The 14,757-nt window shown below is 41.7% G+C and carries 13 protein-coding genes; 8 read left to right on the forward strand and 5 right to left on the reverse strand.

The annotated features are described in order from the left end of the window. Positions 1 to 140: 140 nt before the first annotated feature. On the forward strand, positions 141 to 785 hold the full coding sequence (locus FTU71_RS11730) for an acetoacetate decarboxylase family protein (protein WP_180112029.1): 645 nt from the start codon (positions 141 to 143) through the stop codon (positions 783 to 785). A gap of 40 nt (positions 786 to 825) precedes the next feature. On the opposite strand, the gene FTU71_RS11735 is transcribed toward FTU71_RS11730, so the two are convergent. Then, positions 826 to 1,899: an alpha/beta hydrolase gene (locus tag FTU71_RS11735; RefSeq protein WP_004969816.1), complete on the reverse strand. Its 1,074-nt coding sequence runs from the start codon at positions 1,897 to 1,899 to the stop codon at positions 826 to 828. Positions 1,900 to 2,119: 220 nt separating this feature from the next. On the opposite strand from FTU71_RS11735, the gene FTU71_RS11740 reads away from it, so the two are divergent. From FTU71_RS11740 to FTU71_RS11760, 5 genes are all read left to right on the forward strand, one after another. Beyond that, a complete protein-coding gene (locus tag FTU71_RS11740) occupies positions 2,120 to 2,599 on the forward strand; it encodes a hypothetical protein (protein WP_178867890.1) in 480 nt (159 codons plus the stop codon). Positions 2,600 to 3,165: 566 nt separating this feature from the next. Then, positions 3,166 to 3,738 (forward strand): nucleotide exchange factor GrpE, encoded by a 573-nt coding sequence (gene grpE / locus FTU71_RS11745; RefSeq protein ID WP_257220042.1) that lies wholly within the window; start codon positions 3,166 to 3,168, stop codon positions 3,736 to 3,738. Between the two features lie 121 nt (positions 3,739 to 3,859). After that, positions 3,860 to 5,794, forward strand: a complete 1,935-nt coding sequence (gene dnaK, locus FTU71_RS11750; RefSeq protein ID WP_104852793.1) for a molecular chaperone DnaK — start codon at positions 3,860 to 3,862, stop codon at positions 5,792 to 5,794. A 219-nt stretch (positions 5,795 to 6,013) separates the two neighbouring features. Then, positions 6,014 to 6,928 carry a matrixin family metalloprotease gene (locus tag FTU71_RS11755; protein WP_004969807.1) on the forward strand — a complete coding sequence of 305 codons (915 nt, stop codon included), beginning with the start codon at positions 6,014 to 6,016 and terminating at the stop codon, positions 6,926 to 6,928. Positions 6,929 to 7,068: 140 nt separating this feature from the next. Further along, entirely contained in the window at positions 7,069 to 7,446 is a 378-nt protein-coding gene (locus FTU71_RS11760; protein ID WP_162164695.1) for a hypothetical protein, read from the forward strand. A 70-nt stretch (positions 7,447 to 7,516) separates the two neighbouring features. Here FTU71_RS11760 and FTU71_RS11765 read toward each other — a convergent pair whose 3' ends face one another. From FTU71_RS11765 to FTU71_RS11780, 4 genes are all read right to left on the reverse strand, one after another. Beyond that, on the reverse strand, positions 7,517 to 8,803 hold the full coding sequence (locus FTU71_RS11765; protein ID WP_004969803.1) for a lytic murein transglycosylase: 1,287 nt from the start codon (positions 8,801 to 8,803) through the stop codon (positions 7,517 to 7,519). 677 nt (positions 8,804 to 9,480) lie between these two features. After that, positions 9,481 to 10,602: a 5-(carboxyamino)imidazole ribonucleotide synthase gene (locus FTU71_RS11770; protein ID WP_104852791.1), complete on the reverse strand. Its 1,122-nt coding sequence runs from the start codon at positions 10,600 to 10,602 to the stop codon at positions 9,481 to 9,483. A 14-nt stretch (positions 10,603 to 10,616) separates the two neighbouring features. Further along, the gene (gene purE / locus FTU71_RS11775; protein ID WP_004969800.1) at positions 10,617 to 11,129 is read right to left on the reverse strand and encodes a 5-(carboxyamino)imidazole ribonucleotide mutase; all 513 of its coding nucleotides are present in this window, start codon (positions 11,127 to 11,129) and stop codon (positions 10,617 to 10,619) included. 223 nt (positions 11,130 to 11,352) lie between these two features. Continuing rightward, the gene (locus FTU71_RS11780) at positions 11,353 to 11,694 is read right to left on the reverse strand and encodes a DMT family protein (protein WP_154321229.1); all 342 of its coding nucleotides are present in this window, start codon (positions 11,692 to 11,694) and stop codon (positions 11,353 to 11,355) included. 240 nt (positions 11,695 to 11,934) lie between these two features. Between FTU71_RS11780 and mpl the strand changes: the two genes are divergently transcribed. Both mpl and FTU71_RS11790 read left to right on the forward strand, forming a co-directional pair. Beyond that, positions 11,935 to 13,305 carry a UDP-N-acetylmuramate:L-alanyl-gamma-D-glutamyl-meso-diaminopimelate ligase gene (gene mpl, locus FTU71_RS11785; protein ID WP_004969796.1) on the forward strand — a complete coding sequence of 457 codons (1,371 nt, stop codon included), beginning with the start codon at positions 11,935 to 11,937 and terminating at the stop codon, positions 13,303 to 13,305. A 238-nt stretch (positions 13,306 to 13,543) separates the two neighbouring features. After that, positions 13,544 to 14,629 (forward strand): zinc-dependent alcohol dehydrogenase family protein, encoded by a 1,086-nt coding sequence (locus tag FTU71_RS11790; protein WP_096902007.1) that lies wholly within the window; start codon positions 13,544 to 13,546, stop codon positions 14,627 to 14,629. Positions 14,630 to 14,757: the final 128 nt, after the last annotated feature.

The following is a 14,757-nucleotide window of genomic DNA, read 5'->3' on the forward strand; positions in this document are numbered from 1 at the left end:
TCATGTACTTATATTAACAATCAAAACTCAAGGAAAATAGTCCTTAGTTAAATCAAACGACACTTCATGTCGTGTCGCTTATATCTCTGACCTGAAGGACTGAGTTTTACGCTCCATTTGATAAAAATAATTCAGATCAGATCCGACTGTGTCCAGCACCTTGGCAACTTCAAGGTGAAGCCTATATTTTAAATTATTGGCTCAGCCCGCATTTTTTAAATCTGGCACAGCCTTTTGGCTTAGCACCTTCTTTTTTAGGGCGTCTTGTTCAAGTCATGTGGGTACGTTATAACGCTAGCCCCATTGGCGCTTATGATGAGCTGCTGATTTTAGATCATCCTCTATTTAGGCAGCGTCGTTTATCTACCATTCCTAAAATTTTTGTTTCAACTGAGTCTTCTGTGCAACACGGACAACAGCTTTGGGGTATTCCGAAAGAACTGGCAAGCTTTGATTGGGATATTCAAGATCGACAGATGAGTTGCAAAATACAACACGCAGATTTGCAATTCGCCATTCAACTTGAAAAATGCAATACGCAACGTAGCTTTATTGATAGTCATTACATCCCTGCTGCGCTTTTAAAAATTCAGCAAACATGGCAAGGGAAATCTTATCAATTTAATCCTTCTTTTCGCGGCAGATTAATCCCACTCAAACATGCGTCTTGGCAATCGAATCCAAGTTTGTTTCCTGATTTTAATCAGGCACGCTTCATCAATAGTTTTTACGTGCCTGAGTTAGAACTGACTTTTCCAGAAGCCGAAATCTCTACTCTGGTTTAACCGTTCCACGTGAAACAGATTAACAAAGACAACCCAAGGTTTAGCTACGTGGTCGATCCCAAAATTTTCTAAAGTTTTTACACATTTCAATGCTGATTTTTTTGGCGCGACGCGACACAAAGGTCATGCTAATAAAACCATGTGTTTGATCTAAATATTCTACATATTTTACCGTGACAGCATGTTGACGTAATTTATGTGCATAAATTTCAGCTTCATCATGCAAAACGTCATGCCCTGCTGTGACCACAAAGGCAGGCGCTAGTTTTTTCAATTTGCCAAAAGTTGGCGAAATGATTGGATCATCCAAAGCGACCTGATGCTGTGTGACATAGTGCTGTGTGACAAAATCAACATCTTGCCCCGTCAGCACCAAACCATCTTTATAAGCAAAGAATGAAGGATGGCGACTCTTAAAATCTAAGGCTGGATAAATTAAAAATTGTGCGTCAGGTGCATAGGCTGAATGAGCACTACGCTGTGCAACCACCGCTGCAATATTACCACCCGCACTATCGCCTGCCACCGCTATGCGATTTTTTAAAATTTTCATTTCTCGACGATGTTGATATGCCCATGCCAAAGCATCTTCACAGACTTGAATAATCTGCTGTGGACTAGCTTCAGGCGCGAGTGGATATTCCACACTCAACACTTGTGCATGGGCATGTACCGCCATTAAGCGGCAAAATTCGTCATGACTGTCTAAACCACCCACCACAAAACCACCACCATGATAAAACACGATTAAAGGCAATTTTTTATGTGGTGCAGGATGATAATAACGCGCTGCGATATTGCCACTGGCTAAGTTTAAACGGATTTCTTCAACTCGTTTGACCGCAGTTGGAGTGCTCAGAATAGATTGCATTTGTCGATCAAATGCCTGTCTAGACTGTACAGGGTCAGCACCAATAAAACCAATTTTCCCTTGTTTTAATTGTGCCGCCATCATGCATTTAATAAATGGATCAAGGTCTGGATAATGATACGGATAACCCAAAGCTTGAGCCAAAGTATGATGTACTCGACTTGGTAACTTATTTAATGCACGCGCAGCAGCACCTTGTCCTTTGTGCAATTTATTTTTGAGAGATGAATTCAAAATTTGCATGCCTGTTCCTTTTTATATGTCTGCATGATTTGCCTAAACGCTTCATAATTTCTTCATGATCAACAGCACAGTGACCATTTTGTTATACAAGTGCTTCAATCGTTATACACATTCAAATTACCTATACGCTACCCTGCTTTTATGACGCTGTCATTGACACTATTGCGGTCTATGATTGATGTTTCAGACAAATTTACCTCATCGGCTCAGGAGGCAGAGCATGACAAAAAAATTGATCTTACTTTCGTGCGCAACTGCCATTTTAGCCGTAGGTTGCGTGGTCGTGCCTGACGAAGGTTACTACGATGGACGATATGAGCCACGCTATGACCGTCGCTATGATGATGATCATCGACGGTATGACAATGATCGGCAGCGTTGGGAATATCAACAAGGTAAAAATCGGGTTGAGTTAGAGCGTCGTAAACGTGAACTAGAACGTCGTGAATGGGAACAAAAACGACAACAGCAATTACAGCAACAACGCTATGAACAAGAGCGACAACGCTTAGCAGAGCAACGCAAACGCTTATCGGAACAGCAGCGTAAACAGCTAGAGCAAAAGCGTAAGCAGCAAATTGAAGCTGAACAAAAAAAGCGTGAGGAAGCACGTAAACGCTGGCAACAACAACGTGATGCACAACAAAAGCGCTGGCAGGAAAACCGTAAAGACCGTGAACAACGACGTGATCGTGATTGAGTCTTGCAGCAAAGCAAAACAAATGAGGTAAAAAAAGGGCTTATTCAGAAGTTAGATAAGCCCCGAAAACACATTTAGCAATACACAAGAAACTACAGCGATATAGCATCTATGCGCAAAGAATAAGCAGTGTTAGGTTTTGTGTAAAATATATAATTACTCTCGATTAAGCTGTTTTAGCGATTAATCAACCAAAACTTAAAAACTCTAATCATACGCATGCACAATATAGTGAACAAACACCCAGTCGAATCCTGTTGATAAAACAGTGTTTTTAGCTATCTCCGTAATAAAAGCACTGGTTTAGCTGAATAATCAGCTCCCTATTACCATACTTTTTTAAACAAAAAAATATTATAAGTTTCAAAGTTTAATTTGCTTCATTCATCCGCCGACATCTTGATTCAAAATGTATTTTTTTGACCAAATTTCATGGCAATGAAAATTAATCTACTGGCACGCTTGAATTTTGCCTGCCCTGCCCCGATTTCTTAGCTAATTACGAACTTCTCTAACCATGGCAGTTCAGCAATAACGCAGTTAGCACTGACGCCAAAGGACTGTACATGTTTAAAAACCCATTTAAACGGAGTAAATCAATGGCAACTGAGCAGAACGAACAAACTCAAGACCTTGAGCTAGAGCAGACGGAACAACAAACAGCGCAAGATACTGAGCAAGCAGAAGTTTCCGTTGAGTCTTTACAAGAACAACTGAGCAAACTTGAAGAAAACCTAAAATTGGAAAAAGCACGTACTGCCAATGCAGTTTACGAAGCGGAAAAAACCAAAGAGCGTTTAGAACGTGAAGCAGATACAGCTAAAAAGTTTGCTTTAGAAAAGTTTGCTAAAGAATTATTGGATTCTGTAGACAACCTTGAGCGTGCTATTGCCGCCAATGGTGATGAAAAAACTGCCTTGTCTGAAGGTGTGGAACTGACCTTGAAATCATTACTGACCACTTTAGAAAAGTTTGGTGTGGTGGTGATTGATACAGCCAATGGTTTCAATGCAGACCTGCATCAAGCCGTAGGGATTGATCCAAATGCAAAAGCCAATGAAATTGGCAACGTATTACAAAAAGGCTACACCTTACATGGTCGCTTACTCCGCCCTGCAATGGTGATGGTTGGCGCTTAAGCCTTATAAAATCGAGAGTTGATAAAAAATTTTCATCTAAACAACTTGAAAAATTTTGATTGGCTCTCATATCGAATAACAAGTGAAAACATTGCAAAAGAATTTTTGAGGAAACATCCAAATGGCTAAAATCATTGGTATTGACTTAGGTACAACTAACTCATGTGTAGCGGTACTTGAAGGCGACAAAGTTAAAGTAATTGAAAACGCAGAAGGCGCACGTACAACTCCATCTATTATTGCTTATAAAGATGGCGAAATTCTTGTAGGTCAATCTGCAAAGCGTCAGGCTGTAACTAACCCGAAAAACACATTATTCGCAATTAAGCGTTTGATTGGTCGTCGTTATGAAGACCAAGCGGTACAAAAAGACATTGGTCTTGTGCCTTACAAAATCATCAAAGCAGACAATGGCGATGCTTGGGTTGAAGTGAATGACAAGAAACTTGCACCACAGCAAATTTCTGCAGAAACTTTGAAAAAGATGAAAAAGACTGCCGAAGATTATTTGGGCGAAACAGTTACTGAAGCCGTGATTACTGTACCTGCGTACTTTAACGATGCACAGCGCCAAGCAACCAAAGATGCGGGTAAAATTGCAGGCTTAGAAGTTAAACGTATCATCAACGAACCAACTGCTGCTGCGCTTGCATTTGGTATGGACAAGAAAGAAGGCGACCGTAAAGTTGCTGTATATGACTTGGGTGGTGGTACTTTTGACGTATCGATCATTGAAATTGCAGACCTTGATGGCGACCAACAAATTGAAGTGTTATCAACCAACGGTGATACCTTCCTTGGTGGTGAAGACTTTGACAATGCCTTGATCGAATACTTGGTTGAAGAGTTCAAAAAAGAGCAAAACTTCAACTTGAAACAAGATCCATTGGCATTACAACGTCTGAAAGAAGCGGCTGAGAAAGCAAAAATCGAGCTTTCATCTTCAAATGCGACTGAAATCAACTTGCCATATATCACTGCAGACGCAACAGGTCCGAAGCACTTGGTGATGAACGTGACTCGCGCCAAACTTGAAGGTTTGGTTGCTGATTTAGTCGCTCGTACCATTGAGCCATGTAAAGTTGCGCTACAAGATGCAGGACTTTCAACTTCTGACATCTCTGACGTGATTTTGGTGGGTGGTCAATCACGTATGCCACTTGTACAACAAAAAGTACAAGAATTCTTTGGCAAAGAGCCACGTAAAGACGTAAACCCAGACGAAGCTGTTGCAATTGGTGCAGCAATTCAGGGTGCCGTATTGTCTGGTGACAAAACTGACGTATTGCTTCTAGACGTAACTCCGTTAACGCTTGGTATTGAAACTATGGGTGGCGTGTTGACGCCAATCATTGAGAAAAACACCACGATTCCTGCGAAGAAATCTCAAGTGTTCTCAACAGCGGCAGACAACCAGCCTGCAGTAGACATTTCAGTTTACCAAGGTGAGCGTAAAATGGCTCAACAAAACAAATTGTTGGGTAACTTCCAATTAGGTGACATTCCACCAGCGCCACGCGGTGTGCCACAAATTGAAGTTTCGTTCGACATTAACGCTGACGGTATCTTGAAAGTGTCTGCAAAAGACAAGAGCACAGGCAAAGAACAATCGATTCAAATTAAAGCAAACTCTGGTTTGAGCGATGCTGAAATTGAAGCGATGATTAAAGATGCTGAAGCAAATGCTGAAGAAGACCGTAAGTTTGAAGAACTTGCAAAAGCACGTAACGAAGCGGATGCTTTAGTTTCTTCTGCTCAAAAAGCAGTAAAAGACCTTGGTGAACAAGTGACTGCCGATGAAAAAACTGCGATTGAAACAGCAGTGACTGAGCTTGAAGCCAGCACTAAAGAAAATGATGTAGATGCGATCAAAGCGAAAACTGAAGCGCTTCAAAACATCATCATGCCAATTACGCAACGTGCGTATGAAGCTGCACAAGGTCAAGGCGGTGCACAAGGTTTTGACCCGAATGCATTCCAAGGCGATGCAGGTCAAAAAGCCGATGATGGCGTAGTCGATGCTGAATTCACTGAAGTCAAAGATGATAAAAAATAATTTGTCGCTTTAACGCACATCAAAAACCGCGCTGCAAGCAATTGCAGCGCGGTTTTTCTTTTCGATATCCATACACTGACTTCAAGATTTAAATGAAAGAGCACAGACAATTGGATGCTCAACCGAGTACAATAGATAAAATGATGCTCTAACTGCAAATAGATTGAGTTTCTGCCCTACTTTCGGCTACAGTAAACCCAAAAAAGGATGCCGCTAGCAATGCGTTTGTTTCTATTGGGTGCAATCATACTGTTTTCTATCTTGCTGATTTATCAAAATATTCAACATCCTCATACACGACACAATACTGCACTAGATCATTTAAAACATCCTTTAGATACTCGCTTACGTTATCGTATTGCTGAAGTCGATCCGCGTTTTGGCTTAAGCCATGCCGATTTACTACAACTGAGTCAGGAAGCCACCCATATTTGGAAACAAGGGACGGGACAAGATTATTTTGTATATGACCCGAACGCCAAGCTCGCCATTCACTTGATTTATGATCAACGTCAAGATGAATCAAACCAACGCCAACAACAACTTACAGCCATTGAACAACGCCAACAACACTGGAACAATCAAAACCAAAATATTCAAGCACTAAAACAAGAAATTGCAGATAAAAATCAACAACTTGATGCAAAAAAAATGCTATTTGAACAACAACTTGAACAATACAATCGTCAAGTACAGCAAATTAACCAAAGTGGTGGGCTACATCCTTCGCAACAGGAAATTTTTGCAGCCAAAAAACAAGAAATCCAGCAACACATGTGGAGTTTAGAACACGAAATAGCGCAATTTAATCAGCAAATTAACCAGCTCAATCAACAAGTCGATGCCCTCAATCAACTTAATCAAGACATTGATGTATCCATCCAGCAATTTAATGCACGTTTTCAACCACGTTTATTTGATAAAGGCAGCTTTGATGGTCAGGCCATTCGGATTTATGAGTTTCAATCTAAAGATGATTTACGTCTAACTTTGGCGCATGAATTTGGTCATGCTTTGGGTTTAGCACACCATAACGACCCTTATGCCTTAATGTATCCAATGCTAAAAGATCAGCAGTTGCAGAATTTCCAACTGCGCCCTGCCGATCTCGATTTACTCCATGCACGGCATTGAGCAATCTGGCAAACTGAAGTGACTAAAACACAAAACTCCCCTCACCCTGTACGATAGTTGCATATCCATTACACGTGCAAAGGCAGCAAATTTACTCATTTCATGTTATTGTGAAGGCTCTGTATAACCCTGAACGATCTGTGGAGATTCATGTGAGTTACTACCATATCCTGATTGAAGTAAATGACCACATCAGCACGATTGAACAAAGCCGTGATATCGAAATTTTTGATATTGTTGAGCTTCAACCTTGTCTCCACTCGATTTTATTGCCGTATTTTAATGAGCAAGTGATTGAACTTGAAGATGAAAATATTGAATACAAAGATATTTTGCATCTTGAGGTTAGACAGACCTTATTACCAATTGAACACCTGATTGAAGAAGAACAGCGTTTGCTGCCAAGTGATACCGACATCACCATTTCAGCTTATGAAATTTTTAATAACAAAGAATTAAGCCAAGATGTCACGACTGTGATTTTTGATTTGCTTGAAGCAGTGAAAATTGAACCTTAATCCCCTGTTTTAAGACAAAAATTAAAAAGGTCTGCACATTTGCAGACCTTTTTAATGCAATCACAACAACTTATTGCATCATTTGTTTGGCCGCTTCATTACGAAACGCTCTTAAAATTTGCTGCCCTGCCCGACCTGTTGCAGCCAAGCCGAGTCGAGTCTGTTCCTGACGAATCGCTTGACGGGTTTTGTCGCCAATTAAACCATCCACTTCACCAATGTCATAACCACGGCTTAACAAAAAGCGTTGAATTTCACGGCGTTCTGCGCGGGATGTACCTGCATCATCGGTTGGCCAAGCGGTGCGGAATGCAGACTGCCCCATTAAACGATCTGATAAATGCGCAATCGCTAAGGCATAACTTTCTGCTGCGTTATAGCTATAAATGGCATCGAAGTTTCTAAACACTAAGAATACAGGGCCATTCGCACCTGCAGGTGCCATCAAGCCTGCCTGACTACTGCCCGATAAATTGCCCTGAATTAATGCCGAACCATCTGCACGAGTCAACCCACGATTAACCCAACTGCTGAGGGATTTTTTATTGCGTCGCCCTTCACCACTCAAAGACATGCCTGCAGGCACTTTGACTTCAAAGCCCCACGGCTGCCCTGTTTGCCAGCCGCGACGTTTTAAAAAGTTAGCGGTGGAAGCCAAAGCATCTGGAATACTAGATACTAAGTCACGGCGACCATCACCATCAAAATCGACCGCCAACTCATCATAGGTCGATGGCATAAACTGAGTATGCCCAAACGCCCCTGCCCATGAGCCTTTTAATTGTGATTCAGTGACATCACCACGTTGCAATAAACGCATGGTGGTAAAAAACTCACCTCGGAAATAGCTTTGACGGCGTCCTTCACAGCTCAAGGTACCTAGCGCTTGCAATAATGGATAGGATCCTGAAATCGCACCAAAGTTACTTTCTACACCCCAAACCGCCACTACGGTTTCTGCAGGTACGCCATAGGCTGCTGCAACACGATTGAGCACATCACGGTGCTGTGCCAATTTCTGCTGTCCTGCCTGCACGCGCTCATCATCGACCAAGCCTGAGAGATAATCCCAGATTGGCGTAGAAAATTCAGGTTGGTAATTTAAACGCTCAATGACGGAATAATCTGGGCTGAGATTTTGAGTATAGCGATCATAACTGCTGCCACTCACCCCTTTGGCAATGGCTTGGCTGCGTAAGTTGGCCAAACAACTTTGAAAATGGTTTTGTGGTTGAAAATTTGCAGATGTACTGACCGTTGGTGTTACGGTGACAGATTTTCCATTGATAATCAGTTCTGCCTGAACCTGAGTAGCTGCCATTGCAGCTGTCGCAAAAATCACAGCGAAACGATGCATAATACCCTTTGATGTGTTTTGAATTTAAATCTTGGCTTTACCATAACACCTTCAGCCACAGAGATCAGATGAAAATCTGTAACTTTAAATTCATTTACACAGTTTTAAATTCATTTTCTCGTTTTAAATTTAAAACACTTATCCACAAGTACGGCATCTCACATTTTTAAATTCAAAATCACAACACATGATAAGACTTTTAAATTTAAAAGTTTAAATTCAAATTAAACCAACCCAAGTTATCCACAAAACACGACATTCACTGCATATTTACGATGTATTACTTTGAATTTAAAAGTAGCTTTTTAAATTTAAAGATCAAAAGAGCCGCTACTTTATTTAAATTCAAAACTGCAGATCTATCTTTAAATTCATTTCTGATATTTAAATTCAAAGTTGAAGCATCGCTTTAAATTTAAAACGCGCTATTTGAATTTAAAGTTTTGAATTCATAATTATCATCTGTTTCCCATCAGACTTGTGCGCATTTTTATTTTAAGTATTGCTTTGCTACGGTGATGGTTGCTTATTCAGCCTGATCTATCTTAATCAACCTAAAATTACAGCGTCAATCCTAGACAGATTAACGGTAGAACACCTTAAAAATAGGCAGAATAAAAACGTGAAAGTATAAAAAAGCGCTCATCGTGATGAGCGCTTTGGTGTCATTTTTAAATTTACAAGCTCATATCAGCACTGAGCGCCAATGGATTTGGTAAAATTTTTGCCAATTGGCGGCATAAATCTGTCAATTCAGCGGCATCATTCGGCATTAAAGTAATATGCCCAATTTTACGGCCTTCACGCTCAGTTTTATTGTACAAATGCAAATGTGCGCCATTCAATGCCAACACATCTTCAGTTTTGGGATGCTGACCAATAATATTGACCATCACCGTTGGACGTACCACTTCAGTTGAGCCTAACGGTAAACCTGCTACAGCACGAATATGGTTCTCAAACTGCGAACACACCGCGCCTTCAATTGACCAGTGACCTGAGTTATGCACACGAGGTGCCATCTCGTTGGCATACAAGCCCTTGTCAGTGACAAATAGCTCTAGCGTTAATACACCAACATAATTTAAGTGATTGAGCAGGCGAGTGATGTAGTCTTGCGCCACAGGCTGTAAGTCTGCGCTGTTTGGTGCTGGTACAATCGAATGCGATAAAATACCGTTGTGATGATGGTTTTCTGCCAATGGCCAAGTTTTTACTTCACCATTTTGACCACGCACCGCAATAATAGATACTTCACGTGAAAAAGTAACAAAACTTTCTGCAATCAAGCTGCCTGCAGGGCCAAGTTCTGCCCATGCTTGTTCAATCTGATCTGCACTGCGCAGTACAAACTGACCTTTGCCATCATAGCCGCCTGTTGCGGTTTTTAGCACAATTGGCAGACCGAGTTCAGCTACAGCAGCCTGTAAACTTTCCAGCGAGTTGACGGCTTGGTACGGCGCAACAGGAATCGCCAATTCATCAAATAAGCCTTTTTCCAGCAAGCGGTTTTGGGCAATTGCCAAAGCCTGACGTGGTGGATGCAAGTCTTTGTGCTTAATCAATACATCAACATCAGCCAACGGAGTATTTTCAAACTCAAGGCTGAATACATCGGCACTGTGTATAAAATCTTGTAGGCTATTTTCGCTTTTGCTGGCAAAAACCTGACCCAAGGTTGCCGCTGGGCAATCTGGACTGGCTTCAAAAAAGGTACATTGAATATTTAAGGGTAAAGCCGCTTGTGCCATCATGCGACCCAATTGACCGCCACCAAAAATACCGATGGTCTTATCCATAGTAATTGTCCCGCTTAAGCCTGACCTGGAATATTGTTGCTTGAAACTTTCTCAGTTTGCGCGGCACGGAAATTGACAACATTTTGTGCAATCTCTGGACGGGTTAAACCTAAAATTTGGGCTGCCATAATTGCCGCATTGGTTGCTCCCGCAGGACCAATAGCCAATGTACCTACGGCAATACCCGCAGGCATTTGCACAATTGAAAGTAATGAATCGACACCATTTAAAATTGAAGATTTCACTGGCACACCTAAAACAGGTAAATCAGTTTTAGCTGCACACATACCTGGTAAGTGTGCGGCACCACCAGCGCCTGCAATAATCACCTGAATGCCACGATCACGCGCTTGTTCAGCATATTCAAATAAGCGATCTGGGGTACGGTGTGCAGAAACGACTTCCGCTTCAAATGGGACACCAAGCTGCTTCAGCATATTGGCAGTGTGTTCGAGAGTTGCCCAATCCGATTGAGAACCCATGATAATTCCAACGAGAGGAGCGTCTTGTGCAGCGGCCGCGTTCATTACAAATATTCCAGAAACGAAACTAAGGAAAGAGAAATTCAGGCGAGAAAGCCAAGCTTGAATAAGAACTCCACATTATAGACTGATTTTTCGACTTGTTAAAATTGAACACGGCGACTCAACCGACTTTTTTGATTATTTTTATCGGGTTATTTTAAAGAATTGAAAACAGTTAAACAAAATAGGTGAACCTAAAGCTATTCAAGCGAGCTAAAACTCGTCTTTAAGGCGCACGAAATACAAAATACACGCAACCACATAAACATAAGGCTGCCCATAAATAATCCAGTTTAAAAGGTTGCTTAAACAGAAAAATCATAAACGGTACAAACACCAATAAAGTCACAACTTCTTGGGTAATTTTCATTTGACCTACCGCCCAGCCATGCTGCGCCAGCAAACGGGTAGCAGGAATCATCAAACTGTATTCAAATAGGGCGATCACCCAACTGAATAAAATTGCCTGCCACAGCGGCGCATCATGTGGTAAAAACTTGAGATGACCATACCACGCCAAGGTCATAAAACAGTTTGCAACCACCAAAAGTAAAAATGCTGAAGACATTGTGTCGTACTATCTTAAAAATTCAGTTTTATTTTACGAGCTATTTGCCATGAAAAATGCAAGAGCAGCAATTTTTTACATCGTTTGGCGCAGATTCAGCGCTGAAAAATCCCTGAAATGAGATACAAGAATCACTATCTTTTCGCCAAAACCCTTGCTATCGTTGCTTCAAATCAAGTTAATCACGACAACAGCACAAAAATACGTGATGTGTCTATAAAAGCAGTGGAGTAAGGCGGAATGCATCTGCATATTTTGGGTATTTGTGGCACATTTATGGGCTCATTGGCACTTTTGGCCCGCGATTTAGGACATACCGTCACAGGTTCAGACCAAAACGTCTATCCACCGATGTCGACTCAACTGGAAAATGCAGGCATTACCTTAATGCAAGGTTATGACCGCAGCCATTTACAACCGCATCCAGATTTAGTGATTGTGGGCAATGCCATGAAACGTGGGATTGATGCGGTTGAATACATGCTGAATGCAGGTTTACCGTATATTTCTGGCCCGCAATTTTTGGCCGATCATGTCTTGCAAGGCAAACACGTACTGGGCGTTGCAGGCACGCACGGCAAAACCACCACCACCACCATGTTGGCGTGGGTATTGGATCAGGCAGGCTTAGAACCGGGCTTTTTAATTGGCGGCGTTCCTTTAGGCTTTAGTGAAAGTGCACGTTTGGGTGCAGGCAAGTATTTCTGTGTCGAAGCCGATGAATACGACTCTGCGTTTTTTGATAAACGCTCCAAGTTCGTACATTACCATCCTAAAACCGCCATTTTAAATAACCTTGAATTTGACCATGCCGATATTTTTGATGATTTGGCCGCAATTCAAAAACAATTCCATCATTTGGTGCGTACCATCCCAAGTGAAGGGCGCATTATTGCCCCAATTACAGAAACCCATATTGATGAAGTGTTAGAAATGGGTTGCTGGACACCTGTGCTACGTACTTCGCTCAATGCAGATCCACAAGCGGAACTGTATGCAGAACAACTTGCAGCAGATGGTTCACATTTTAAAGTTCTGAAAAATGGTGTGCTACAAGGTGAAGTGCGCTGGAATATGACAGGGCAACACAGTGTCGCCAATGCCTTGGCAACCATCGCCGCAGCAGAGCATGTTGGGGTTGCAATTGAAACCGCATGTGCAGCGCTGTCCAATTTTGGTGGGGTGAAACGCCGTATGGAGTTATTAGGCACCATACGCGGCATTGAAGTCTATGATGACTTTGCCCACCATCCAACCGCAATTGAAACCACACTGGACGGCGCACGTAAGCGTTTGGGTGAGCGTAAGCTTTGGGCGATTATTGAACCACGTTCCAACACCATGCGCATGGGCAGTCATAAAGAGGGCTTGGCAGATTCAGCACGTTTGGCGGATGCTGTGATTTGGTATCAACCTGAAGGTTTAGACTGGGATTTACAGCCTGTGGTTGCGGCTGCTCGCAATCATGCGGTGGTGGCCAATACTTTGGATGAAATTATTCAAAAAATCGTGAGCCAAGCAGGTGAGGGCGATGCAGTGGTGATTATGTCAAATGGTGGATTTGGTGGTTTACATCAAAAACTCATTCAAGCGTTGCAACACACGGCTTAAAATCGCTTAAACTGATTTAAAACTCTTTCAAAAAAAATCCCCTGTTTTTGGCAAAAAATAGGGGGTTTTTATATTAATTATAAATTTATATATTATAATTATTAAAAGCAACAATACTGCTCATGAACTTGTCATCTTGACCTGTTACTTTAAAAAGATTACATCCTGCGAGCATGACGGTTGCTACAGGTTGGCTGCTGGATGTCTTTCATCATTATTACTAAGAAGGATGGTCACAATGTCAAAAACAATGAAAGCCATGGTCTACCACGGCGCCAATGATATTCGTTTTGAAGAACGCCCACGTCCAGAAATTTTACAACCAACAGATGCCGTGATTCGTCTCACCAAAACTACAATTTGCGGTACTGACTTAGGTATTTGGAAAGGTAAAAACCCAGAAATTCAAGACACTGCAGTTGCCAAGACAGGGCTATTTGATGGCCGTATTTTAGGTCACGAAGGTATCGGGATTGTTGAAGAAGTCGGTTCGGCAGTCAAAAATTTCAAAAAAGGCGACAAGGTCATTATTTCTTGTGTCAGCCGTTGTGGTACTTGTGAAAACTGTCAAAAACAACTCTATGCACACTGCCAAAACGAAGGTGGCTGGATCATGGGATATATGATTGATGGTACTCATGCAGAATATGTCCGTACTCCATTTGCAGATACTTCTTTATATTTGCTACCTGAAGGTTTAAATGAAGAAGTCGCGGTTTTCTTGTCTGATGTATTGCCAACTTCACATGAAATTGGCGTGCAATACGGCAATGTTAAACCTGGTGATACCATTGCAATTGTCGGTACAGGTCCAATTGGCATGGGTTGTCTGCTTACCGCACAGTTCTATTCTCCTGCACAAATTATCGCAGTCGATATGGACGATAACCGCTTGGCGATGGCAAAAGAGTTGGGTGCAACCCATACCATTAACTCTGCCAAAGAAGATGCAGTACAACGTATTTTAGAGATTACAGGTGGTCGCGGGGTAGACTGTGCCATGGAAGCTGTAGGTGTCGAAGCCACTTGGGATATTTGCCAAAATGTCGTGAAAGAGGGCGGACATATTGCCAATGTGGGCGTACATGGTAAGTCGGTAAATTTTGAGTTAAACAAACTCTGGATTAAAAACCTGACCATCACTACGGGTTTGGTGAATACCAATACGACAGGTATGCTGTTAAAAACCTGCTGTTCAGGCAAATTACCTTTAGAAAAACTGGCAACGCACCATTTTAAATTCTCTGAATTTGAAAAAGCCTATGATGTGTTTAAACATGCTTCAGATGAAAATGCCATGAAAGTGATGATTAATTACGAATAATCTTGGCTTAACTATGTTACAAAAAAGCCAATCTACGCGCTGTGGATTGGCTTTTTTGGGCTTTTATAATATTTTCAAGAAAATTTTAGACTGCACGACAGACGAAGTCTGCATGCTGTTTTAATACC

The organism is Acinetobacter sp. YH12136, assembly GCF_013418545.1.
Taxonomy (GTDB): domain Bacteria; phylum Pseudomonadota; class Gammaproteobacteria; order Pseudomonadales; family Moraxellaceae; genus Acinetobacter; species Acinetobacter towneri.